General features: G+C 70.5%; 21 protein-coding genes. 13 read left to right on the forward strand and 8 right to left on the reverse strand.

Annotation, left to right across the window (positions count from 1 at the left end):
- Positions 1-130: 130 nt before the first annotated feature.
- The 3 genes from ABEA33_RS01650 to ABEA33_RS01660 all read left to right on the forward strand — a co-directional run bounded on the left by ABEA33_RS01650 (position 131) and on the right by ABEA33_RS01660 (position 2,718).
- Positions 131-1,264 carry a GTPase family protein gene (locus ABEA33_RS01650; RefSeq protein ID WP_345524788.1) on the forward strand — a complete coding sequence of 378 codons (1,134 nt, stop codon included), beginning with the start codon at positions 131-133 and terminating at the stop codon, positions 1,262-1,264.
- Positions 1,261-1,881 carry a class I SAM-dependent methyltransferase gene (locus tag ABEA33_RS01655; protein WP_345524789.1) on the forward strand — a complete coding sequence of 207 codons (621 nt, stop codon included), beginning with the start codon at positions 1,261-1,263 and terminating at the stop codon, positions 1,879-1,881. Before ABEA33_RS01650 ends, ABEA33_RS01655 begins: the two co-directional genes overlap by 4 nt.
- Positions 1,882-2,010: 129 nt before the next feature.
- Positions 2,011-2,718 (forward strand): hypothetical protein, encoded by a 708-nt coding sequence (locus ABEA33_RS01660; protein ID WP_345524790.1) that lies wholly within the window; start codon positions 2,011-2,013, stop codon positions 2,716-2,718.
- Position 2,719: 1 nt separating this feature from the next.
- Here ABEA33_RS01660 and ABEA33_RS01665 read toward each other — a convergent pair whose 3' ends face one another.
- The gene (locus ABEA33_RS01665; protein WP_345524791.1) at positions 2,720-2,884 is read right to left on the reverse strand and encodes a hypothetical protein; all 165 of its coding nucleotides are present in this window, start codon (positions 2,882-2,884) and stop codon (positions 2,720-2,722) included.
- A 77-nt stretch (positions 2,885-2,961) separates the two neighbouring features.
- On the opposite strand from ABEA33_RS01665, the gene ABEA33_RS01670 reads away from it, so the two are divergent.
- Both ABEA33_RS01670 and ABEA33_RS01675 read left to right on the forward strand, forming a co-directional pair.
- Positions 2,962-3,258: an antibiotic biosynthesis monooxygenase family protein gene (locus ABEA33_RS01670; RefSeq protein ID WP_345524792.1), complete on the forward strand. Its 297-nt coding sequence runs from the start codon at positions 2,962-2,964 to the stop codon at positions 3,256-3,258.
- Between the two features lie 55 nt (positions 3,259-3,313).
- The gene (locus tag ABEA33_RS01675) at positions 3,314-3,511 is read left to right on the forward strand and encodes a hypothetical protein (RefSeq protein WP_345524793.1); all 198 of its coding nucleotides are present in this window, start codon (positions 3,314-3,316) and stop codon (positions 3,509-3,511) included.
- A gap of 86 nt (positions 3,512-3,597) precedes the next feature.
- Here ABEA33_RS01675 and treZ read toward each other — a convergent pair whose 3' ends face one another.
- Genes treZ through glgX form a run of 3 tightly spaced genes read right to left on the reverse strand, consistent with a single transcriptional unit; the run spans position 3,598 to position 9,811 of the window.
- Positions 3,598-5,346, reverse strand: a complete 1,749-nt coding sequence (gene treZ / locus ABEA33_RS01680) for a malto-oligosyltrehalose trehalohydrolase (protein WP_345524795.1) — start codon at positions 5,344-5,346, stop codon at positions 3,598-3,600.
- On the reverse strand, positions 5,343-7,652 hold the full coding sequence (gene treY, locus ABEA33_RS01685; protein ID WP_345524796.1) for a malto-oligosyltrehalose synthase: 2,310 nt from the start codon (positions 7,650-7,652) through the stop codon (positions 5,343-5,345). Before treY ends, treZ begins: the two co-directional genes overlap by 4 nt.
- Positions 7,653-7,654: 2 nt before the next feature.
- Positions 7,655-9,811 (reverse strand): glycogen debranching protein GlgX, encoded by a 2,157-nt coding sequence (gene glgX, locus ABEA33_RS01690; protein ID WP_345524931.1) that lies wholly within the window; start codon positions 9,809-9,811, stop codon positions 7,655-7,657.
- A 108-nt stretch (positions 9,812-9,919) separates the two neighbouring features.
- Here glgX and ABEA33_RS01695 point away from each other — a divergent pair, with 108 nt between their 5' ends.
- On the forward strand, positions 9,920-11,416 hold the full coding sequence (locus tag ABEA33_RS01695) for an MDR family MFS transporter (RefSeq protein ID WP_345524797.1): 1,497 nt from the start codon (positions 9,920-9,922) through the stop codon (positions 11,414-11,416).
- Positions 11,417-11,557: 141 nt separating this feature from the next.
- On the opposite strand, the gene ABEA33_RS01700 is transcribed toward ABEA33_RS01695, so the two are convergent.
- Positions 11,558-11,866: an ArsR/SmtB family transcription factor gene (locus tag ABEA33_RS01700; RefSeq protein ID WP_345524798.1), complete on the reverse strand. Its 309-nt coding sequence runs from the start codon at positions 11,864-11,866 to the stop codon at positions 11,558-11,560.
- Positions 11,867-11,959: 93 nt separating this feature from the next.
- On the opposite strand from ABEA33_RS01700, the gene ABEA33_RS01705 reads away from it, so the two are divergent.
- From ABEA33_RS01705 to thpR, 3 genes are read left to right on the forward strand one after another with little or no spacing between them, the layout of a single operon-like run.
- Positions 11,960-13,198, forward strand: coding sequence for an MFS transporter (locus ABEA33_RS01705; RefSeq protein ID WP_345524799.1), 1,239 nt, complete (start codon positions 11,960-11,962; stop codon positions 13,196-13,198).
- A 17-nt stretch (positions 13,199-13,215) separates the two neighbouring features.
- The gene (locus ABEA33_RS01710) at positions 13,216-13,950 is read left to right on the forward strand and encodes a VIT1/CCC1 transporter family protein (RefSeq protein ID WP_345524800.1); all 735 of its coding nucleotides are present in this window, start codon (positions 13,216-13,218) and stop codon (positions 13,948-13,950) included.
- A gap of 6 nt (positions 13,951-13,956) precedes the next feature.
- On the forward strand, positions 13,957-14,523 hold the full coding sequence (gene thpR / locus ABEA33_RS01715) for an RNA 2',3'-cyclic phosphodiesterase (RefSeq protein ID WP_345524801.1): 567 nt from the start codon (positions 13,957-13,959) through the stop codon (positions 14,521-14,523).
- Here thpR and ABEA33_RS01720 read toward each other — a convergent pair.
- The gene (locus ABEA33_RS01720; protein ID WP_345524802.1) at positions 14,487-15,248 is read right to left on the reverse strand and encodes a GTP pyrophosphokinase; all 762 of its coding nucleotides are present in this window, start codon (positions 15,246-15,248) and stop codon (positions 14,487-14,489) included. The genes thpR and ABEA33_RS01720 overlap by 37 nt on opposite strands.
- A gap of 84 nt (positions 15,249-15,332) precedes the next feature.
- On the opposite strand from ABEA33_RS01720, the gene ABEA33_RS01725 reads away from it, so the two are divergent.
- Complete coding sequence (locus ABEA33_RS01725) at positions 15,333-16,427, forward strand: NAD(P) transhydrogenase subunit alpha (protein WP_345524803.1); 1,095 nt, start codon at positions 15,333-15,335, stop codon at positions 16,425-16,427.
- A gap of 29 nt (positions 16,428-16,456) precedes the next feature.
- A complete protein-coding gene (locus tag ABEA33_RS01730; RefSeq protein WP_345524804.1) occupies positions 16,457-16,633 on the forward strand; it encodes a hypothetical protein in 177 nt (58 codons plus the stop codon).
- Between the two features lie 131 nt (positions 16,634-16,764).
- Here the strand turns inward: ABEA33_RS01730 and upp are convergent, their stop codons facing one another.
- On the reverse strand, positions 16,765-17,406 hold the full coding sequence (upp, locus tag ABEA33_RS01735) for a uracil phosphoribosyltransferase (RefSeq protein WP_345524805.1): 642 nt from the start codon (positions 17,404-17,406) through the stop codon (positions 16,765-16,767).
- A 111-nt stretch (positions 17,407-17,517) separates the two neighbouring features.
- Here upp and ABEA33_RS01740 point away from each other — a divergent pair, with 111 nt between their 5' ends.
- Both ABEA33_RS01740 and ABEA33_RS01745 read left to right on the forward strand, forming a co-directional pair.
- Positions 17,518-18,003, forward strand: coding sequence for a tRNA adenosine deaminase-associated protein (locus ABEA33_RS01740; RefSeq protein ID WP_345524806.1), 486 nt, complete (start codon positions 17,518-17,520; stop codon positions 18,001-18,003).
- Between the two features lie 23 nt (positions 18,004-18,026).
- Positions 18,027-18,458: a nucleoside deaminase gene (locus tag ABEA33_RS01745; protein ID WP_486348354.1), complete on the forward strand. Its 432-nt coding sequence runs from the start codon at positions 18,027-18,029 to the stop codon at positions 18,456-18,458.
- Positions 18,459-18,507: 49 nt separating this feature from the next.
- On the opposite strand, the gene ABEA33_RS01750 is transcribed toward ABEA33_RS01745, so the two are convergent.
- Positions 18,508-21,192: a helix-turn-helix transcriptional regulator gene (locus ABEA33_RS01750; protein WP_345524808.1), complete on the reverse strand. Its 2,685-nt coding sequence runs from the start codon at positions 21,190-21,192 to the stop codon at positions 18,508-18,510.
- Between the last annotated feature and the right edge of the window lie 508 nt (positions 21,193-21,700).

Raw genomic sequence — 21,700 nt, forward strand, 5'->3', positions numbered from 1 at the left:
GTAATCGGGGTCTGTTGTCAAACCGTCCCGGGTGCCCAGCCGTCGCTGCCGCAGCGGCTGCCGCGATCGATACCGGTGCGGCCGGACCCGGGGACGGACGTCCGTTGCGCCGAGGCTGTTTACTGCAGACATGGCGAAGCCCACCGACGAGTGGTTCGGCCAGGCCTTCGGGAAGGCGTGGAAGGACAAGGCCGAGGAGATCGGCCGATTCAACCTCGCGATATTCGGTAAGACCGGCGTTGGGAAGTCGACCCTGGTCAACGCCATCTTCGGGTCGGAGATCGCGAAGACCGGGATCGGTGAGCCGGTCACCCGGGCCGAGCACCTCTACCTCCATCAGAGCGGGACGCTCGGCGTCCTCGACACCCGCGGGCTCGAGGTCGGTCGTGACAACGCCGCGCTGATCGCCGAGCTCAAGGACTACCTGCACGGCATGCGTCGCAAGCCGCTGGCCGAGCAGCTCCACGTCGCCTGGTACTGCGTCCGTGCCCCCGACCGCCGCTTCGAGTCGACGGAGGCCGACTTCATCCGCGCGCTGCGCGAGCTCGGGTTGCCGGTGATCCTGGTGCTCACCCAGGTCCCTCGCGCCGGCGATCGCGTGCACCCGGACGCCGAGGCGCTCGCGGCCAGCGTCGCCGCGCTCGACCTGCCGATCCAGGACGGCCTGATCCACTACACGATGGCCCTTGCGGACGAGTTCACCGGGCAGACGGCGTACGGCCTGCAGGAAGTCCTCGATGCCACCTTTCGAGGCGCGCCTGACGGCGTCGCCCACGCCATCACCTCCGCCCAGCGGATCGACTTCGACCGCAAGCGGGAGCGGGCGGAGGTGGCCGTCAAGGCGGCGACGGCAGCCGCCACCACCGCCGGAGCCTCCCCGATCCCCTTCTCCGACGCGGCGATCCTCGTCCCGCTCCAGATCGGAATGATGGCCTCGATCGCGGTCACGTACGGCGTCTCGATCGAGCGCTCGACCGCGGCCTCGATCGCCGCCACTGCGGCCGCCACGACCGCCGGGCGGTCGGTGGTGACCAACATGATCAAGTTCGTCCCCGGAGCCGGTACGGCGGTGGCCGCGCCCATCAGCGCGACGGTCGCAGGGACGTTCACCTACGCGATGGGGCACGCCTGGATGCGGGTCTGCGAGCGGTTGGCGCGCGGGGAGCTCGGTGTCGTCGGAGGCGCCCTCGACAGCGATGCCGTGCACCGGATCTTCATGGACGAGTTCAAGTCGCGCGCGTCGCGCCGCAAGCTGGCGACGTGAGCAGTCGCTGGGAACGGATCGCCCGCGAGACCGTGGGCGACGACTACGCGCGGGCGTACGCCGACCGATTCCGGTCGATGGCCGAACGTGGTCAGGACATCCACGGCGAGGCGACGTTCGTGTCGGAGCTGCAGGCACCACCGGCGCGGGTCCTCGACGCCGGCTGCGGCACCGGGCGGGTCGCCGTACGCCTTGCCGAGCTGGGGTACGACGTCGTCGGGGTCGACGTGGACGCGTCGATGCTCGACCAGGCCCGTGCCGCCGCGCCGGAGCTGGACTGGCGCCTCGGTGACCTCGCGACCTTCGACCTGGGCGAGCGCTTCGACGTGGTGCTGGTCGCGGGCAACACCATCCCGCTGCTCGAACCGGGCACGCTGCTCGACGCCTGCGAGCGGCTGGGCCACCACCGGACGCCGGGAGGGGTCGTCGTCTGTGGCTACGGCCTCGACGCCGAGCACCTGCCCGGGGACTGCCCGCCGACCGCGCTCAACGACGTGGACGCGGCCTTCGGCGTACTCGGTCTGGACGCGGTGATGCGCTACAACACCTGGGACGGCCATGAGTTCCACCCGACCGACGGCTACGCCATCACGCTCTACGCGGAGCCGCGGCGGTGAAGATCGTCGTGCTGACGGGGGCCGGGGTCTCGGCCGAGAGCGGGGTGCCGGCCTTCCGTGACGCCGACGGGCGTCCGGGGACCAGACCGCCCGCACCCACCCGAGGGGACGGATGGGAGGGTGGGCGTCATGACACGCATGGGACTGGCCCTGGCCAGCATCGGGATGGCGGCGGCGCTGACGGCTTGTGGAGGCGGCGGGGACGACTTCACCGAGCAGTCCGGGCAGAAGATCGCCGACGAGTCCAAGAAGGCCATGGGCGACCTCGACTCGGTCAAGGTCGCGGGCACCGTCAACACCGGCGGCCAGGAGGTGACGATCGACGTGCAGACCAACGACAAGGGCGACTGCACGGGCTCGATCGGCACCGGCGGCGGTACGGCGGAGCTCCTCGGCACGGGGGGTGACATCTGGTTCCGGCCCGATGAGGCGTTCTGGCGGGCCAGCGCCGGCGACACCGCCGACCAGATCCTGTCGGTCGTCGGCGACAAGTGGGTCGTGGTGCCGTCCAGCGGCGACGGGTTCGACCAGTTCTGCGACATCGACGCCCTCCTCGACGAGCTCATCAAGAGCGAGAAGGAGGATGGCGACAAGTACACGAAGAAGGACACCGAGGACGTCGACGGCGACGAGGCGGTCCCCGTCGAGCACACCTCCGACGACGAGGGCACCTCCGTCGGCTACGTCCTGGCCGACGAGCCGCACTACCTCGTCAAGCTCGAGAAGACCGACGGCGACGACACCGGCGAGGTGACCTTCTCCGAGTTCGACGAGAAGTTCGAGGTCACCGCCCCGGCCGACGACGAGATCGTCGATCTCGACAACCTCGCCGGCTGACTCACGGAGTGAGCACGTAGCGCCCGCGCACCGGCAGCTCGCTTGAGGCGGTCCGGGCGAGCAGGTCGGTGAGCACGCTGGCGTCGGGATCCGTCTCGACCGCGGCCGTGGTGACGCCGCGCTCGGACGCCGGGCCTTCTCCGGGTCGCTGCGCGTCGTCGTCCACCAGCTCAAGTCGTGGGCCGAGGCGCACATGGACGAGGTGCAGACGGCGCGAGAGTCGTACGACGCTAGCGTTGGCGCATGATCCTCGAGCACGCCCTGTTGCCCGTGAAGCCCGGCCGCGAGGAGGAGTTCGTGGCCGCCTTCGGTGAGGCGAAGCAGATCATCTCGTCGATGCCCGGCTTCCGCACGCTCACGCTGTCGCGCTGCCAGGAGCGGCCGAGCGCCTTCCTCCTGCTCGTCGAGTGGGAGACGCTCGAGGATCACACGGTGGGCTTCCGCGGCTCGGCGGAGTACGACGAGTGGCGACGGCTGCTGCACGACTTCTACGAGCCGTTCCCGGTGGTCGAGCACTTCGACCAGGTGCTCGCCGTCTAGCGGACGGCTGAGGGTCGGCGCAACTCGCACCGGCAGCTCGGAGTCGGAGCAACCCGTGGGCGACACCTACGTCGCCACGCCGCTCACGGTACTGCCCGATGGCGCGGACACGTCTGTCGACGACAAGCCTGTCGGCTCGGCGGTCGACCCGATCACGGGACTGCTCTACGTCGGCAACGAGCAGCGGCCCGCCCGGGTGCGAGTCGTGAACCCGGCGTCCGACACCCGGGTCCGCGTGCTCGACCTGGAGTAGCCGACCGCGGAACGCCGCCCGGACGTCATACGAACAGAGGCCCCTGGCCCACGATTCGTATGACGTCCGGGCGTCTCCGGCTTGGCTCAGGGAGCGATGACGGCGCCTGCGTGAGCCGGCACCGTGAGCGTCGTACCGGACAGAGACACCCCGGCCGGCGTCTCGAAGAGCACCTCACCGGGCTCGTCGAGCTCGATCACGGCCTCGTCGTCGCCGAAGTTCACGACCACGTGCACGTCGCCGCGCCACATCTCGAAGAGGCGCGAGTCCTCGTCGACCAGGCAGGCGTTGTGGCCGAACGACGGGTCGGTCAGCTCGGGACGCTCCCGCCGGAGTGCGGCGAGCTGGCGGTAGCCCTCGAGCATCCGGGCATGCCGGCCGGTGGCCAGCTCCGCCCAGTCGAGCTTGGAGCGCTGGAACGTCTCCGGGTCCTGCGGGTCCGGTACGACGGCCGGGTCCCACCCCATCCGCTCGAACTCCGCGATCCGGCCCTCCGCCGTGGCCCTGCCGAGCTCGGGCTCCGGGTGCGAGGTGAAGAACTGGAACGGCGTCGACGCCGCCCACTCCTCGCCCTGGAAGAGCATCGGGGTGAACGGGCCGGCCAAGGTGAGCAGCGCCGCGCAGGCGAGCTGGTCGTCGTCGAGAGACTCGGTGATCCGGTCGCCGACGGCGCGGTTGCCGACCTGGTCGTGGTTCTGGCTGGCGACGACGAGCCGCCAGCTGGGCATCCGGTCGATGTCGACCTTCTGGCCGTGGGTCCGGCCGCGGAAGGACGAGTGCGTGCCGTCGTGGAAGAAGCCGCGCTCGACCACCTTGGCCAGCGCCGAGAGCGGCTCGAAGTCGGCGTAGTAGCCCTCGGTCTCCCGGGTCAGCGCCACGTGCACGGCGTGGTGGAAGTCGTCGCTCCACTGCGCGTCGAGCCCGTAGCCACCTGCCTCGCGCGGCGTCACGAGCTTGGGGTCGTTGAGGTCGGACTCCGCGATCAGCGTCAGCGGCCGGCCGACGTGGGCCGACAGGGCGGCGACCTCGACGGCCATCTGCTCCAGCAGGTGCACGGCGGAGGAGTCGTCGAGTGCGTGCACGGCGTCGAGACGCAGGCCGTCGACGTGGTAGTCCGACAGCCACATCTGGACGTTGTCGAGGATGTAGCGGCGTACGGCGTCCGAGCCCTTGCCGTCGAGGTTGACCAGCTCGCCCCAGGTGTTGGAGCCCTTCTTCAGGTAGGGCCCGAAGAGCGGCAGGTAGTTGCCCGACGGGCCGAGGTGGTTGTAGACCACGTCCTGGATGACGCCGAGCCCGGCGGCGTGGCAGCCGTCGACGAACCGCTGGTAGCCCGCGGGCCCGCCGTAGCCCTCGTGGACGGCATGCCACAGGACGCCGTCGTAGCCCCAGTTGTGGGTGCCGTTGAAGGCGTTGACGGGCATCACCTCGACGAGGTCCACGCCGATGTCGCGCAGGTGGTCGAGCTTCGTCAGTGCGGCATCGAAGGTGCCCTCGGGCGTGAACGTCCCGATGTGCAGCTCGTAGATCACGGCTCCTGCCAGCTGACGGCCGGTCCAGCTCGAGTCCTGCCACTCGTACAGGGTGGAGTCGTAGGTGCGCGACAGCCCGTGCACGCCGTCGGGCTGGTGCCGCGACCACGGGTCGGGTCGCGGCGTCTCGTCGTCGTCGATCAGGTAGCCGTAGTCGACCTCTTCGCCGGCCGGGTCGGGGACGGGGCCGGAGGGGGACCACCAGTCACTGTCGTCCTGGACCATCTCGACGGTCTCGCCGGCCGCGATCAGGCGGACCCTGCTCGCGCGGGGCGCCCAGAGGTCGAAGGGGCCGTACGTCATGTGTCCTCCCGGACGAGCAGTGCGACGGGGTGGATCGCGAGGAGATCGGCGAGGTCCACGGCTGTTGAGGTGGTTTCGAGGCTCGGGCCGGACGGCCCTCGCACCTCAACCACCGGATGGCCGGTCAGTATGTCGCGCCACTCGCCGACCGGCAGGTCGAGCCTGGTGCGACCCCAGCCGCCGGCGGTCTCCAGGCCCGCCGGCAGCCGGGTGACCACGGCGATCGCGCCTCCGCGATCGAAGGCCAGCACGTGGTCGGCGGCCGGACCGGTGGCAGTCACCGGGGTGTACGACGTGAACAGCTCGGGCCGGTCGCGGCGCAGGGTCAGTGCGGCCCGCGTCAGGTGCAGCTTGGCCACGGCGTCGTCCTCCGCCGACCCCGCCAGTACGGCGGCCCGGTGGTCGAAGTCGACCGGGCGCCGGTTGTCGGGGTCGACCAGGCTCTGCTCCCACAGCTCGCTGCCCTGGTAGACGTCCGGCACTCCCGGCATGGTGAGGGCGACGAGCTTGGCGGAGAGGGCGTTCGACCGACCGAGCGCGGCCACGTGTGACAGCAGCCCGTCGAGGACCCGTCGTACGTCATCGGAGTCGAAGGCGGCGTCGACCGCGGCGTGCACCGCAGCCTCGTACGCCTCGTCCGGCTCGGTCCAGGTGGTGCGGTCGCCGGCCTCACGCATCGCCTTCTCGGCGTAGCCGTGGAGGCGTTCTCTGGAAGCGGGCCAGGCTCCGAGGATGGCCTGCCACAGCAGGGATCCGAAGCCCGGGTCGGGGAGCGGCGCCAACGTCAGCAGCTCGTCGAGCGCGGACGACCAGACGTCCGGCAGCTCGGCGAGGGCGGTGATGCGCGCCCGCACGTCCTCGCCGCGCTTGGTGTCGTGGGTCGACAGCGTGGTCATGGCACGCGGCCAGTCCGCCTGCCGGGTCGCCATCGCCGCGTGAAAGGCGTCGACGTCGACCGAGAAGACGCTCGGGTCGCCGCCGACCTCGTTGAGGGAGGTGAGCCGCGAGTAGCGGTAGAACGCACAGTCCTCGACGCCCTTGGCCATCACCATCCCGCTGGTCTGCTGGAAGCGGCGAGCCGGCGGGGACCAGCCGTCGCTGAGGATCGGCTGCAGGACGTCGTACGTCGTGGCCAGGTCCGGCCGGTGTTCACGCGCGAGCGCGAACGCGTGCTCGAGGTGCTCGATCCCCTCGGGCAGGTAGGAGCGGTAGACCGGGAAGCACGCGAGCAGCTCGGCGATCGCGTCCTCGATGTCGGTGAACGAGACGGCCGTGGTCACCCGCCGTACCTCGCGGGTGATCCGCCGGACCTCGGAGTGCAGGATGCCGTCGGCCACCTCGCGCTTGGTGCCGTGGATCATCGCGGCCCAGTCGACCGGGCCGCCACGGAGCCGCGTCTCCAACGCGTCGAGAGGCTGCTGCCCGGCCGGGTCGGTGAGCACCCGGTCGATGAGGCCGAGGGCGTCGTAGCCGGTGGTCCCCTCGGTGGCCCAGTCGCCCGGGAGGCTCTCGCCCGGCTCCAGGATCTTCTCGACGAGCACGTAGGCATCGCCGGTCAGCAGGGCGAGGTCGTCGAGGTAGCGCTTCGGGTCGCGCAGCCCGTCGGGGTGGTCGACTCGCAGCCCGTCGACGAGACCCTCCTCGAACCAGCGGCGGATCTCGATGTGGGTCTCGGCGAACACCTCGGGGTCCTCGACGCGCACAGCGGCCAGGCTGTTGACGGCGAAGAACCTGCGGTAGTTGAGGTTGTCGTCGGCCTCGTGCCAGTTGACGAGGCGGTAGTGCTGCTCGTCGTGGGTCGAGGTCCCGGGAGCCAGTGGGAAGCGGAGGTCGTGGTACCAGAGCTCGCCTCCCCGCACCTGGATCGCGTCCTCGTCGCCGTCGCCGACCACGGGGATCAGCAGGCGGCCGTCGCCGGCCGGCCACTCGATGTCGAACGCGTTGGCGTGCTCGGACTCCCTGCCGTGGTGGAGCACGTCCCACCACCATGCGTCCTCGGCAGGTGTCGCGACACCGACGTGGTTGGGCACGATGTCGACCAGCACCCCCATGCCCAGCCGGCGGGCCTCGGCCGACAGCGTCCCGAGTCCCTCGGTCCCGCCACGGGACGGGTCGACGTGGTCGAACGCGACGACGTCGTACCCGTGCGTGCTGCCGGGCTCGGCCGCGAGCAGCGGCGACAGGTAGACCCAGTCGACGCCGAGCTCGTGGAGGTAGCGCAGGCGGGCGGCGGCCTCGAACAGGTCGAAGTCCGCGGTGATCTGCAGGCGGTAGGTGTTGGCCGGGCTCTGCACATCTCTCGGCATGATCAGGAGTTCTGCGTGAGCGCGGCGACCGATGCGGCCACGGAGTGGTCGGGCTCGGCCTCGGGTTCGGTGAACTCCCGGAGCACGATCAGGCTGCGGTGCTCCATGTGGATCGTCCCGCCCGCCTTGCAGACCTGGGCCTCGTCGGCCGTCCCGCCGGTGTCGATGACGATGTCCCACGCCGCGGCGTACTCCTCCGGCGGCAGCGTGACCTCGGCTGGCCCGTCGGCGTTGAAGTAGAGCAGGAAGTGGTCGTCGCGGATGGCCTGCCCGCGGGCGTCCTTGCCGGCGATCCCGTCGCCGTTGAGGTACATCCCGATCGCCTGCGCGCCACCGTCCCAGTCGCCGTCCTCCATCGGACGGCCCTCGAGGTGCAGCCAGACGATGTCGTTGAGGCGCTCGCCGTCGCCGGTGCGGACCGTGGTGCCGGTGAAGAACCGCTTGCGACGGAACGTCGGATGGCTGCGGCGTAGCCGGATCAGGGCGGAGGTGAACTCCATCAGCGGCTTGTCGGCCTTGTCCCAGTGCATCCACGCGATCTCGGAGTCCTGGGCGTACGTGTTGTTGTTGCCGCCCTGGGTCCGGCCCAGCTCGTCGCCGTGCAGGATCATCGGCACGCCCTGGCTGAGCAGCAGCGTGGCGAGGAAGTTGCGCTGCTCCCGGGCCCGGAATGCCTGGATCTCGGGGTCGTCGGTCGGGCCTTCGACGCCATGGTTCCAGGAGCGGTTGTGGCTCTCGCCGTCGTTGTTGTCCTCGCCGTTGGCCTCGTTGTGCTTCTCGTCGTAGGACACGAGGTCGCGCAGCGTGAAGCCGTCGTGGGCGGTGACGAAGTTGATGCTCGCGACCGGGCGCCGGCCGGAGTGCTCGTAGTAGTCCGAGGACCCGGCAAGTCGGGAGGCGAACTCGCCGAGCGCCGGCTCACCGCGCCAGAAGTCGCGCACGGAGTCGCGGTAGGCGCCGTTCCACTCGGTCCACTGCGGCGGGAAGCCGCCGACCTGGTAGCCGCCCGGGCCGATGTCCCACGGCTCCGCGATCAGCTTGACCTGGCTGACGATCGGGTCCTGCTGCACGAGCTCGAAGAACGTCGCGAGCCGGTCGACCTCGTAGAACTCGCGGGCCAGCGTGGAGGCGAGGTCGAAGCGGAAGCCGTCGACGTGCATCTCGGTCACCCAGTAGCGCAGCGAGTCCATGATCAGCTGCAGCGAGTGCGGGTGCCGGACGTTGAGGGAGTTCCCCGTGCCGGTGTAGTCCATGTAGAACTGCTGGTCGTCCTCGACCAGGCGGTAGTAGGCCTCGTTGTCGATGCCGCGGAAGCTCAGCGTCGGGCCCAGGTGGTTGCCCTCGGCGGTGTGGTTGTAGACCACGTCGAGGATGACCTCGATGCCGGCGGCGTGCATGGCCTTGACCATGGACTTGAACTCCTGGACCTGCTGGCCCTCGCCGCTGGCGGCGTACGACGCCTCGGGCGCGAAGAAGCCGATCGTGTTGTAGCCCCAGTAGTTGCGCAGGCCCTTCTCGAGCAGCGTGCTGTCCTGGACGAACTGGTGCACCGGCATGAGCTCGATCGCGGTGATGCCGAGCTTCGTGAGGTGCTCGGTGATCGCCGGGTGCGCGAGGCCGGCGTACGTGCCCCGGATCTCCTCGGGCAGGTCGGGGTGGAGCTGGGTGAGGCCCTTGACGTGCGCCTCGTAGATGACCGACTCGTTGTAGGGGATGTCGAGGCGGCGGTCGCCCTCCCAATCGAAGAACGGCGTGATCACGACGCTCTTCATCATGTGGGCGGCGGAGTCCTCGTCGTTCCTGGACTCGGGGTCGCCGAAGTCGTAGCCGAAGAGCGCCTGGTCCCAGTCGATGTCGCCGCTGGTGGCCTTGGCGTAGGGGTCGAGCAGCAGCTTGTTGGGATTGCAGCGCTGGCCCTTCGCCAGGTCCCACGGACCGTGGACGCGGTAGCCGTAGCGCTGGCCGGGCTGCACGGTCGGGAGGTAGCCGTGCCAGACGTAGGCATCGACCTCGGTCAGCTCGACCTTGGTCTCGGTGCCGTCCGCGTCGAAGAGGCAGAGCTCGACCTTCTCCGCCACCTCGCTGAAGAGCGCAAAGTTGGTGCCGCTCCCGTCGAAGGTCGCGCCGAGCGGGTAGGCGCGTCCTGGCCAGACCTCCACAGCACCCTCCACGACGTCGTCGATTGGATCGATCAAAGCACACCCCTCATTGGTCCAGCTACTGGAGCGGGCCGTACCCGTTGGGAGCCCCGTCCAACCGCTGCGGGAATGGTGACGCGCCACACCGGGTTGCCGCCGTACGTGACCAGCCCACCGATCTCGCGCGCCAGTGTCGGCCTGCGCAGCGAGCGCGGCCCGATCCTGCTGGCGGTCATGCTCAGCCTCGGTCTGGTCGCGATCGACTCCACGATCCTCGCGACCGCGGTCCCGGCGGTGGTGGGCGACCTCGGCGGGTTCACCCAGTTCCCCTGGCTGTTCTCGGTCTACCTGCTCGCGCAGGCGGTCACCGTCCCGGTCTACGCCAAGCTCGCCGATCAGTACGGCCGCAAGCCGGTGATGCTGGTCGGCATCGGGCTCTTCGTCCTCGGCTCGTTGCTATGCGGGCTCGCCTGGAACATGGGGGCGCTGATCGCCTTCCGTGCCGTGCAGGGGCTCGGCGCCGGGGCCGTGCAGCCGATGAGCATGACGATCGTCGGCGACACCTACACGCTCGAGGAGCGCGCCAAGGTCCAGGGGTACGTCGCCAGCGTGTGGGCGATGTCGGCCGTCATCGGCCCGACGCTCGGTGGCGTCTTCGCCGACTACGTCTCCTGGCGGTGGATCTTCCTCATCAACCTGCCGCTGGGGCTGCTCGCGGCCGCGATGATCTGGCGCAACTTCCACGAGCAGGTGGAGCGCAAGGCGCACCGGATCGACTACGCCGGCTCGGTGTTGCTGACCGGCGGCGGCGTGCTGCTCCTGCTCGCCCTGCTCGAGGGTGGCGTGCGGTGGGGCTGGGCCTCACCCGTCAGCGTCGGGCTGTTCGTGGCGTCGGTTGTCCTGCTCGGCGGGTTCGTGCTGGTCGAGCGACGCGCGGCCGAGCCGGTGCTCCCGCTCTGGCTGCTGCGGCACCGGGTGGTGGTCGCGGCGATGGTGACCTCGCTCGTCGTCGGCGTGCTGATGATGGGCCTGTCGACGTACGTCCCGCTTTACGCGCAGAGCGTGCTCGGGTACGGCGCGGTGGCGTCCGGGCTCGCGCTCGCCGCGATGACGCTGGGATGGCCGATCGCGGCATCCAACTCCGGCCGGCTCTACCTGACGGTCGGCTTCCGGGCGACGATGCTGATCGGCGGCGTGATCGCCGCTGTCGGCACCGCGCTGCTCCTGCTCGTCGGTCCGGACAGCTCGATCCTCCTGCTGGCGCTGCCGTGCTTCGTGATGGGTCTCGGGTTCGGCCTGGTGGCGAGCCCGTCGATCATCGCCGCCCAGACGTCGGTGACCTGGCAGGACCGAGGCGTGACGACCGGATCGACGATGTTCGCCCGCTCGGTCGGCAGCGCGGTCGGCGTCGCGATCTTCGGCGCGATCGTCAACCACGAGGTGGCCGCCCGCCTCGGCCGCGGCGTACCCGACGTGTCGAACCTGACCCCGCAGATCCTCGACCCCGCGATCCACCACGTCTTCCTGACCTCGGCGATCATCGCGGTCGCCCTGCTCGGCGTCGGCATGCTGATGCCGAAGCGGGTCAGCGAGCCGGACGAGGCTGCGCCGGTCGGCGGTGTGTGAGCAACCGTTTGGCGGCCAGGACCGCCATGGAATGGTTGCTGGCTCACCGCTGGGCGTGGCGCGGCGCCGGTCGGCGGTGCGTGAGCAACCGTTTGGCTGCTCAGACGGCCAAGGAACGGTTGCTGGCTCACCGCTGGGCGGTCAGCGAGCCGGACGCACCGCCAGGATCGAGCTGAGCACTCCGGGGTAGGCCGCCTCGACGTCGTCGAGACGCAGGTCCTGGTGGGTCTGGCCGCCGATCACGCTGCGGTCGATCACCCCGGCCTCGCGGAGGATCTTGAAGTGATGGCTGGCCGTCGACTTGCTGACGCCGTCGTACAGCTGGGCGCACGGGGTCGGCCCGGCGCCGGCGTACATCCGGCGGACCATCTCCAGGCGCACCGGGTCGGAGAGGGCGGCGAGCACGTCCTGCAAGGTGCCGACCTCGACTCGCTCCTCAGTGTCGGTCATGTGCTTCTCCTCACCTCGGTTTGATAATCATCGAACCGAGTCCTACGGTGGTCCTGTTCGATCTACATCGAACTTACCACGCAGGAGGAAGCGATGAGCACGATCACGACAGCTCCGGCCGACCACACGACCGGACAGCGGTGGGCCTACCCGCTGCTGATCGCCCTCCTCGCCGCGGCGATGGGCGTCTCCGGTGCACCCGCGCCGCTCTACGGCCTCTACGAGCAGCGCTGGCACCTCGCCCCGATCACCACCACGCTGGTCTTTGCGGCGTACGCCGCCGCCGCGCTGGTCGCGGTCCTGCTCGCCGGGCAGGCGTCGGACAAGTACGGCCGCAAGCCCCTGCTGCTCGGTGCCGCGGCGGGGATGATCGCCGGGCTCGTTGTCTTCATGACGGCTGACGGCGTGGTGGCGTTGTTCGTGGCGCGGGTCCTCCACGGCGCCTCGGTCGGTACGGCGGTCGTGGTCGGCAGTGCTGCGCTCCTGGACCTGCGTCCGTCGCGCGGTGCGCGCACCGGCCACCTGACGGGGATCATGGTCAACGCGGGGATCGCGGTGACCATCCTCGGCACGTCGCTGCTCGCGCAGTTCGCTCCACACCCCTACGTCGCGCCGTACGCCGTGGTGGCGGTGGTCATCCTCGCGATGCTGCTCGGACTGCTGGCGATGGCCGAGCCGCACGCCGGCCGGACCGGGCGGGCGTCGGGTCCGCTGCGGCTGGCCCGCCCGCACGTGCCGGCCTCGATCGCTGCCGACTTCCGGTTCGCCGTACTCGGCGTGATGGCGGCCTGGTCCGTGCTCGGGGTCTACCTGTCGCTCTTCCCGACCTTCGCCGGTCAGTCGACCGGTGTGCACAGCCTGGTGTTCGGCGGCACCGTCGTCGCGGCGATGGCGGGCTCCGCCGCGGTGAGCCAGGCGTTCGGTGGCCGGCTCACCGCCAAGCGTGCCGCGATCATCGGCGACTTCGGCACCGCCGCGGCGCTCGGGGTCAGCGTGCTCGCCCTCGACAGCGGGCACGCCGGGCTGGTAGGCGCGGCCGCGGTGTTCATGGGCCTGTCCTTCGGCCTGGCCTTCGGCGGGTCGCTGCGGCACCTCGGCAGCGTCGTCCCGGCGGGCCAGCGCGGCCAGGTGATGTCGGCGTACTACGTACTCGGCTACATCGCGATGATCGTCCCGACCATCCTCGCCGGGTGGGCGGCGACGACCTGGGGGCTGGCCGCGATCTTTCCGTGGTTCTCGCTCGCGGTCGCACTCGCGTGCCTCACCGCCGGGACCCTCGGCCTGACGGGTCGCCAGCGCAGCCTTGCCTTGGTTGCGAACGGTCCCGCCTGAGGGCTTGGATTCGGGGCATGACGGTTGGTGAGATCGGCGCCTCGATCGGCCCGGACGACGACGAGCCGCACCAGCTCGGGCTGAACAACCGGCTCAACTGGCTGCGCGCCGCCGTGCTCGGTGCGAACGACGGCATCGTCTCGACCGCCGGCATCGTGATCGGCGCGGTCGGTGCGACCAGCGACCGGTCCGCCATCGTGATCGCCGGCGTGGCCGGCCTCGCCGCCGGTGCGATGAGTATGGGCGCGGGCGAGTACGTCTCGGTCAGCACCCAGCGCGACTCCGAGCTCGCGCTGCTGGCCAAGGAGCGCCGGGAGCTGCGCGACGAGCCCGACGAGGAGCTCGCCGAGCTCGCCGGCATCTACGTGGACAAGGGCCTCGACGAGGAGCTCGCGCTCGAGGTCGCGGTCGCGCTGACCGAGAGGGACGCGCTCGGAGCCCACGCCGAGGCCGAGCTGCACATCGACCCCGACGACATCTCGAACCCGTTGAACGCGGCCGCCGCATCGACGATCTCGTTCACGATCGGCGCGTTGCTGCCGCTGCTGACGATGACCCTGGCCTCGCCGGAGATCCGGCTCTGGCTCACCGTCGTCTCGGTCGTCATCGCTCTCGCGATCACCGGCTGGACGAGCGCGAGGTTCGGCTACAGCAGCCCCCGCCGGGCCGTGCTGCGCAACGTGCTCGGCGGTCTGTTCGCCATGGCCGTCACCTACGCGATCGGATCGGCGCTCGGCACCCAGGTCGGGTAAGGAGAGATGCGCCTCTTCGTCGCCGCCGTCCCCTCCGAGGAGGCAGTCGAGCACCTCGACGCGTTCCTGGACGTACGGCGGTCCGCCGCGCCGTTCCGCTGGGCGAGCGCAGAGCAGTTCCACGTCACGCTCTCCTTCCTGGCCGAGGTGGAGGAGCGCCGGCTCGACGATCTCGTCGAGCGGCTCGGTCGCGCCGCGGCCCGTCGTACGGCGTTCGATACCCGGATCGCCGGCGGCGGCGCCTTCCCGAACGCCCGACGTGCCCGCGTCCTCTGGGCCGGGCTCGACCTCGACGAGCAGGGCCGCACCGACCTCGACCGGCTCGCCACCGGCTGCCGCGCCGCAGCCAACCGGGCCGGGATCGTGGTCGACGGTCAGCGCTTCCGCCCGCACGTCACCCTGGCTCGGTTGAGCCACCCGACGGAGGTCTCGAGCTGGGTGCAGCTCCTCGACGCGTACGCCGGGCCGAGGTGGCCGGTCGACCGGATCACGCTGGTGGCGTCGTACCTCGGTGAAGGGCCGCGCGGGCGGCCCCGCTACGAGACGCTGGAAGAGCTCTGGTTCGGCGCCTGAGCGCCGATCCGGCGCAGTGCCGCCAGCAGCGAGGCGTCGGGGGAGTCGCCGCTCGCCTCGATCTCCTGCACCACCGCGTCAGGTAGCCGCTCGAGACCGCGCACCTCCTCGTGCAGCCGTTCCATGTTGGTGTCGAGCGCGTAGGCCGTCTCGGCCGCTTCGCGCAGGCCGGCGAGCAGCTCGGTGGGCACGTCCCGGCGGTACTTGTAGTAGATCTTGTGCTCGAGGCTCGCCCAGAAGTCCATCGCCACGGTGCGGAACTGCACCTCGACACCGACCGGTCGCGGACCCTCGGACAGGAAGACCGGCACCTCCACCAGGGCGTGCAGGCTGCGGTAGCCGTTCGGCTTCGGATCGATGATGTAGTCGCGGATCTCGACGATCCGCACATCGGGCTGGTGCGCGAGCACGTCGAAGACGCGGTAGACGTCGGACGTGAAGCTGCAGACGACCCGGACGCCGGCGATATCGGTGATCCGCTCGCGCACGTCGTCGAAGGAGGGGTGGTCGTCGAGTGAGAGGCCCTTGCGCCGGATCTTCTCCACCAGGCTCTCGGGCGACTTCAGCCGCGACGAGACGCTCTCGATCGGGTTGTAGTCGTGGAGGTGCTTGAACTCGTCGCGGAGGATGTTCAGCTTGGTGACCACCTCGTCCATGCCGAACCGATGCTCGAGCATGAACCGCCGGAAGTCCTCGTCTGGCAGGGGTGGAGGGGTCGCGCTCACCCCACCACCGTACGGAGTGGCCCCGTGAGCCGGTCTCGGCCACCTCTCTGTTCGTGGTGAGCGATGTGCCCTAGGTTGCGGCGGATGAGGATCGCGGTGGCACGAGAGACCCGTGCAGGCGAGAAGCGCGTCGCACTCGTGCCCGAGCTGGTCACCAAGCTGACCGGGCTCGGCTACCAGGTGGCCGTCGAGCCGGGGGCCGGACTGCCCGCGCTGATCTCTGACGAGGAGTACGCCGCAGCTGGCGCGGTCCTCGACGCGCGAGCGTTCGGCGACGCCGACGCGGTGGTCTCGGTGCAGCCGCTCGCCATCGACCGGATCCGGGGGCTGAGGCCGGGCGCCGCGACGATCTCGTTCCTGCCGACCGCGGAGGAGCGCGAGGTGGTCGCCGCGCTGCGGTACGCGGGCGTGACGTCGTTCGCGATGGAGCTGGTGCCGCGCATCTCCCGCGCCCAGCCGATGGATGCGCTGACCTCGCAGGCGCTGGTGTCCGGCTATCGGGGCGTGGTCGTGGCGGCCGAGATGCTGCCGCGCTTCTTCCCGCTCACCATGACCGCCGCCGGGACGGTCCCGCCCGCGCAGGTCGTCGTCCTCGGCGCCGGCGTCGCCGGCCTCCAGGCGATCGCCACCGCCAGGCGCCTCGGCGCGGTGGTCCAGGCGTACGACGTGCGCGCCGCCTCCGCTGAGGAGATCCGCTCGCTGGGCGCGGAGGCGATCGACCTCGGGCTCGAGCCGCTCGAGGGTGCGAGCGGCTACGCCCGAGTGATGACGGAGGATCGCGCTGCGCTGCAGATGCAGCGGCTCGCGCCGTACGTCGCCGCCGCGGATGCGCTGATCACGACCGCCGCCGTACCCGGCCGGCCGGCGCCGTTGCTGGTCTCGCGTGCGATGGTCGAGCAGATGAGGCCCGGATCCGTGGTCGTCGACCTCGCCGCCGAGAGCGGCGGCAACGTCGCGGGCGTGGTCGCGGGTGAGGTGGTCCGGATCGGCAGTGCGCAGGTCTGGGGCGGCGCCGACGTGCCGTCCCAGATGCCGGGGCCGGCGTCGCGGCTCTACGCCCAGAACATCGTCAGCCTCGTCACGCTGATGACGGCCGACGGGGCGTTCGCGCCGGACTTCGGGGACGAGATCGTGGCCGGGTGCTGCGTGACACACGGCGGAGCGATCCGGGCACAGTGACGTTCGATCGCATGGGTCGTTGAGCGGGCATGAACGACGAAGACGACGAGCGCCGCGGTCGCCCCGACGGACACCGCTACGAGGCGCCCGAGTCGGACGAGAGCCGGGTCAGCAAGGAATGGGTGTACGCCGTGCTCGGCATCATCGTCCTTGGCCTGATGGTGCTGATCGCCACCGGCAAGGTGCAGATTTTCCCAGGCGGCTGAGTTGTCCCCGGCTGCCCGTGAGGGATCCCCGGTTCACCGGGTATCCCTCACCTTCTCGGGCTTTGCAACAGCCGAGAAGCTGATGAACCCCCGGTGAACCGGGGATTCCTGTGACAGATGGAAAAGCCAGGTCAGCCCACGACGCCGTACAGCCGGTCGCCGGCGTCGCCGAGACCGGGCACGATGTAGCCCTTGTCGTTGAGCTTCTCGTCGAGGGCGGCGGTGACGATCGTCACGGGGACGTCGAGGCCCTCGAGCTCCTTCTCCAGCCGCGCGCAGCCCTCGGGGGCGGCCAGCAGGCAGACGGCGGTGATGTGGTCGGCGCCGCGGTCGGTGAGGAACTTGATCGCCGCGGCCAGCGTCCCGCCGGTCGCGAGCATCGGGTCGAGCACGTAGCACTGGCGACCGGAGAGGTCGTCCGGGAGGCGCTCGGCGTACGTCGAGGCCTCGAGCGTCTCCTCGTTGCGGATCATCCCGAGGAAGCCGACCTCTGCCGTGGGCAGCAGCCGCATCATCCCGTCGAGCATGCCGAGGCCGGCCCGCAGGATCGGCACCACCAGCGGCCGGGGCCGGGCCAGCCGCACCCCGGTCGTGGGCGAGACCGGGGTCTCGATGTCGTACGCCTCGACGCGCACGTCGCGGGTCGCCTCGTAGGCCAGCAGCGTCACCAGCTCGTCGGCGAGGCTGCGGAACGTCGGTGAGTCCGTCTCGACCTTGCGCAGCACGGTGAGCTTGTGGGCAACGAGCGGGTGGTCGACGACGTGGGTGCGCATGGGCAAACACTAGTGCTCCAACAGGGGAAGGGGGTTGGCCGCGTCCTCGCGGTCTGCCACTCTGGAAGACCTGACTGGACACCAACCACACACCGGGATCGGAGGAGTGCCATGACAGAAGAGATCGATGGCGTCGACTTCGCCCTGGCCGCCTACCGCGACGAGGGTGTGTGGACCGTCAAGGAGCTCGCCCACGACGTGATCGAGGACGTCGACCGGCTCTCCCACGCGCTGCGAAGGTTCCCGGGCGACGGTGGTGCTGTCGGCCTGGTCGCGATGGACGAGGACTTCTTCGTGATCGTGCGAGTGGCGGGTGCGACCACCCGGGTATTGCTGTCCGACATCACCGCCGCGGACGAGTGGGAGCTGGCCAGCTCCGCCTTGACCTTCCTCGGCCTGCCCCCACCGGAAGACGAGGACGACCAGGTCCCCGCGGGGGACCTTGACCTCCTGGGCGACCTCGGCATGCACGCCATGGACATGGGAGTGCTGCTCGACGACGTCGACCTCTACCCCGACGAGATGCTCTCCGACGTGGCCCGCAAGCTCGGCTTCGGCGAGCTCTTCGACGACGCGATCGGCCTCACCTCGGCGTGAATGGTCAGCAGTGGGAGGGCGCGATGAGCGCCGCCCTCGACGAGGCGCGCGCCGCGCTGGCGACCGAGGACGTGCCGATCGGCGCCGTCGTCCTGGCCCCGGACGGTACGACGGTCGGCCGCGGCCGCAATCTGCGCGAGGCCGAGCACGACCCGACCGGTCACGCTGAGGTGGTCGCCCTCCGCGAGGCCGCCCGAGCTCGCGGCGAGTGGCGCCTCGACGGACACACCCTGGTCGTCACCCTCGAGCCCTGCACGATGTGCGCCGGCGCGGCGGTGCTCAGCCGGGTCGAGCGGATCGTCTTCGGAGCCTGGGATCCCAAGGCTGGCGCGGTCGGAAGCCTCTGGGACGTCGTACGGGACCGTCGCCTCAACCATCGACCGGAGGTCGTGGCCGGCGTCCTGGCTGACGAGTCGCGCGCACTGCTAGAGGAGTTCTTCGCCAGCCGTCGCTGATGCCAATCGTCCGGCCTGGTGATCGGTCGCCTGCTGCAGCCCACACCTGTCAGCGATCGCGGTCCGTCGGCCGGCCCACTCTCTGCTCCAGCAGGCCGAGCCCTTCGGCGCGAACGAGGGCCGCGGAACGGTCGTGCACCTCGAGCTTGGCGTAGAGCGAGACCAACTGCTTCTTGATCGTGTTCACCGACACCGTCAGCGTCCGGGCCAGGTCCGCCGCCGTCTCGTGCCGTTGCAGCTGGGTGAGTACCTCCCGCTCTCGTTCCGAGAGGGCGACGAGCTCCGCACAGCGCGGGTAGGGGCACGCGACGGAGTCGAGCAGTCGTGTCGTCTCGGCGTCCAGGGTCGAACCGGTCTCGCTCAGGAGCTCGTGGCGCACCTCGGTCGGGAAGACCAACAGCGCCTCGAGGTCCCCGGTGTCGGCGCTGAGCGACAGTGTCTGCCGGAAACTCTCGTGCGCCGCCTCCGGTCGTCCGAGCAGGTGTGAGGCGAGCGCGTGAATGGCGATCAGCATCAGCCGATCGCGCACCTGGACCTCCCGCTGCCACACCCCGCTCACCGCCAGCTCCGCGGCCTTGCGGAGGTTGCCGGTCATCAGGTGCAGTCGGACGGTGGGTGTGGCCAGCCAAGCCGGGATCGAGTCCATCCGGTCGACCCACGATTGGAAGCGATTCACCTCGGCGGTCGCCAGCATCACCTCGGCAGTGCATCGATCGATGACCTGCCGGGCGACTCCGTCGGCGGCGTCGATCTGGTGCGCGTAGACCTGGTGCAGGTGATTGATCACCGAGAGCATCGAGAGGGCGTCGCCGCCAAGGAGGGCGTGGCGGGTGTGGACCAGCACCACTAGAGGCCACAGCCCCCCGAGCTCCGGCCCGACCGGAGCATGCTGCAACGCCACCCGCGAGGTCTCCAGGTCCAGACGGTCCAGGGCCAGCATGCTGCGCGTGAGCTGCGCCGGCAGGGTCGCGTACGTCGCCGTCCACCGGTCAGCGAGGTCCACGGTCTCGTGGGCGGCCAACCAGCGCTCCGCTTGCGCGCGCTGGCCGCCGACCGCGTGCAACGCCGACAGCAGACCCGCAGCGGACGCGCCGACCGGGGTGCGCGGGCTTAGCCCGTGGGCGGTCGACACCGACTCGACGACCCCGCCGAGCTCGCCAGCGCTCAGCCGGGTGATGGCGCTCTGCAGGTGGTACCAGGCCGCCTGGGGCTTCCAGCGCCACTGGGGTTCACCCGACAGGCGCGCGCGGTCGAGCACCCTGCTGACCTCCAGGGAGAGCCGATGCGCCTCGGCCAGTCGTCCCTCGCCGCGCCGGGCCACCATCGCGGCGGTCAACAGCTCGGCCAGCACCCGAGGGTCCTCGATCCGGCGGGCGTCGGCGAGGTGGTCCAGCCCGACGCGTGCGTAGTGCTGGAAGAGGATGTCGACCCGCCGGGTCCAGTCCAGGTCGTGCGAGCTGCGCAGCGCATCGCCGAGAGCAGCTGGCACGGCCAGCGCCGGGAACTGCTGCTGGACCGTGACCGGCAGCGCGGAGTAGGCCGCCTCGAACGAACCGGGGTCAATGCCCGGCAGCGACCATCCACGCTTCGACCAGAGACCGACCAGCAGAGCCCAGTCCTCGGCCGCCCGTCCGTGGCGCATGGCCTGGCCCACGGCGACGTCGTCCGCCACCTGGGCAAGGTGTCGGGCCACCGCCCCGTGAGCCGCGCGAGCCTCGTCGGGCGCGACGCGCTGGAAGTGCTCGATCAGGGCACGGCGCATCAGCGGGGGATACTCCCAGGCCGTCGCTCCCGCGTCGCTGGGCAGGCGCCACAGCAGGCCCTGACGCTCCAGGGCACCCGCCGTCTCCTCGGCCGACTGCTCGGGCGTGCCGCGGAGGCGCACCAACACCGAGGCCAGTTCGCTGTCGAACCGGTCGGGTACCGCGAACCGCATCGCCGTGGTGTCGGTGCCCGCGACGCCCAGCCCAGGCAGGACCGTGTTCACCATGAAGTCGCCCGCCACGTGGGTGGCGAACTCCGCCGACGCCGCCGGCGTCGCGTCGAGCACCAGCCGCAAGGGGAGCAGCCACCCACCGGTGAGCCCGTGCAGCATGCGGGCCGCACGAGCGTCGATCTCGTGACCCCAGGCCGCGACGAATGTCTGGACCTCGTCGGCGCGGACGGCGAGGTCGCGGCCGCGCAGCACGTTGGTCTCGAGCTTGCCCAGGTCGGCGGCGCGGTGGAAGTGGTGTCCGGGCTCCGCCAGCACGACGGCGTACAGGAGCGGCGCGCGGCGGACGAGGTCGACAAAGGTCTCCGCGATGACGGGGTCGGCAAGCAGGTGCGCGTCATCGATGATGACGACCGTCGGTCGCTCGGCCGCGGCCAGCTCGTCGAACCACCCCGACGAACGCCGGAACCTCCCTGCTCCCTGGACCAACCCGGAAAGCTCGGTCACGCCGCTGCGCGCCAAGCCACGACGCAGCAGCCTCATGAACGCGGCGACGTCCTTGACTGCGGCGCTGGCCCCGATCCAGACGACGTGTCCGCCGAGGGCCTCGTGCTCGCGGGCCCACGCCAGCCCGAGCGCCGACTTCCCGAATCCCGGAAGGGCCTCGACCACCGTCAGCGGCGACATCCGATCCAGCCGACGCAGCAGCTCGGGCCGGGGCACCAGGCGACCCGGCCCGCGCGGCGGCACCAGCGGATCGAGCTCGAGCGTGCCCCCCCATGGATCGAGCTCGGTTGGCAATTTACCCGGGCTCGGCAAGTCCGCCAGCTCTAGCCACGTGTCCCGATTCACGTCGCCCACAGGGGGGGCCAACTCCTCTTTGCTTGTGCCGACCGAAGCCCGCAGGATTCAGTCGGCCGTCCTGCAACGGCATCTGCTCATCCGGCGGGAGGCCTAGTCACACCCCCGCGTACTCATCCTCGAATGCATCCCCGGCCGTCCCAGCACGGGACACGGACCAACGACGGACCAATCGAGGACCAGCGGTGCGACCCGACCCGCCGCCGGGCGGGCAGCGGCTCGGTGCTGAGAGGTCGGCATGGTGGCCTTTCCGAGAGGAGACGGAGCGTTGCGAGTGAAACGCTTCATGGAGTCTCGACGTACCGACGACCGGAGCGGCCCGAGGTTACGCAGACAGGCATCCGTCTAGACCACTGCGGCGGTCGGCTGCGACGGAGGCCGACCGGGGTGGGACAGGGGACGGGTCAGGACTCCGGATCGGGCCGGGTCCGGCTGGTGTCGGCGGCTG

Source organism: Nocardioides endophyticus (genome assembly GCF_039543845.1).
In the GTDB taxonomy this organism is placed as follows: domain Bacteria; phylum Actinomycetota; class Actinomycetes; order Propionibacteriales; family Nocardioidaceae; genus Nocardioides; species Nocardioides endophyticus.

Bases quoted from the DNA above. Each gene is read 5' to 3' on its own strand.
- ABEA33_RS01650 (WP_345524788.1), top strand. From the start codon at position 131: ATGGCGAAGCCCACCGACGAGTGGTTCGGCCAGGCCTTCGGGAAGGCG.
- ABEA33_RS01660 (WP_345524790.1), top strand. From the start codon at position 2,011: ATGACACGCATGGGACTGGCCCTGGCCAGCATCGGGATGGCGGCGGCG.
- ABEA33_RS01670 (WP_345524792.1), top strand. From the start codon at position 2,962: ATGATCCTCGAGCACGCCCTGTTGCCCGTGAAGCCCGGCCGCGAGGAG.
- treZ (WP_345524795.1), bottom strand. From the start codon at position 5,346: ATGACGTACGGCCCCTTCGACCTCTGGGCGCCCCGCGCGAGCAGGGTC.
- treY (WP_345524796.1), bottom strand. From the start codon at position 7,652: ATGCCGAGAGATGTGCAGAGCCCGGCCAACACCTACCGCCTGCAGATC.
- ABEA33_RS01695 (WP_345524797.1), top strand. From the start codon at position 9,920: ATGGTGACGCGCCACACCGGGTTGCCGCCGTACGTGACCAGCCCACCG.
- ABEA33_RS01700 (WP_345524798.1), bottom strand. From the start codon at position 11,866: ATGACCGACACTGAGGAGCGAGTCGAGGTCGGCACCTTGCAGGACGTG.
- ABEA33_RS01705 (WP_345524799.1), top strand. From the start codon at position 11,960: ATGAGCACGATCACGACAGCTCCGGCCGACCACACGACCGGACAGCGG.
- ABEA33_RS01710 (WP_345524800.1), top strand. From the start codon at position 13,216: ATGACGGTTGGTGAGATCGGCGCCTCGATCGGCCCGGACGACGACGAG.
- thpR (WP_345524801.1), top strand. From the start codon at position 13,957: ATGCGCCTCTTCGTCGCCGCCGTCCCCTCCGAGGAGGCAGTCGAGCAC.
- ABEA33_RS01725 (WP_345524803.1), top strand. From the start codon at position 15,333: ATGAGGATCGCGGTGGCACGAGAGACCCGTGCAGGCGAGAAGCGCGTC.
- ABEA33_RS01730 (WP_345524804.1), top strand. From the start codon at position 16,457: ATGAACGACGAAGACGACGAGCGCCGCGGTCGCCCCGACGGACACCGC.
- upp (WP_345524805.1), bottom strand. From the start codon at position 17,406: ATGCGCACCCACGTCGTCGACCACCCGCTCGTTGCCCACAAGCTCACC.
- ABEA33_RS01740 (WP_345524806.1), top strand. From the start codon at position 17,518: ATGACAGAAGAGATCGATGGCGTCGACTTCGCCCTGGCCGCCTACCGC.
- ABEA33_RS01745 (WP_486348354.1), top strand. From the start codon at position 18,027: ATGAGCGCCGCCCTCGACGAGGCGCGCGCCGCGCTGGCGACCGAGGAC.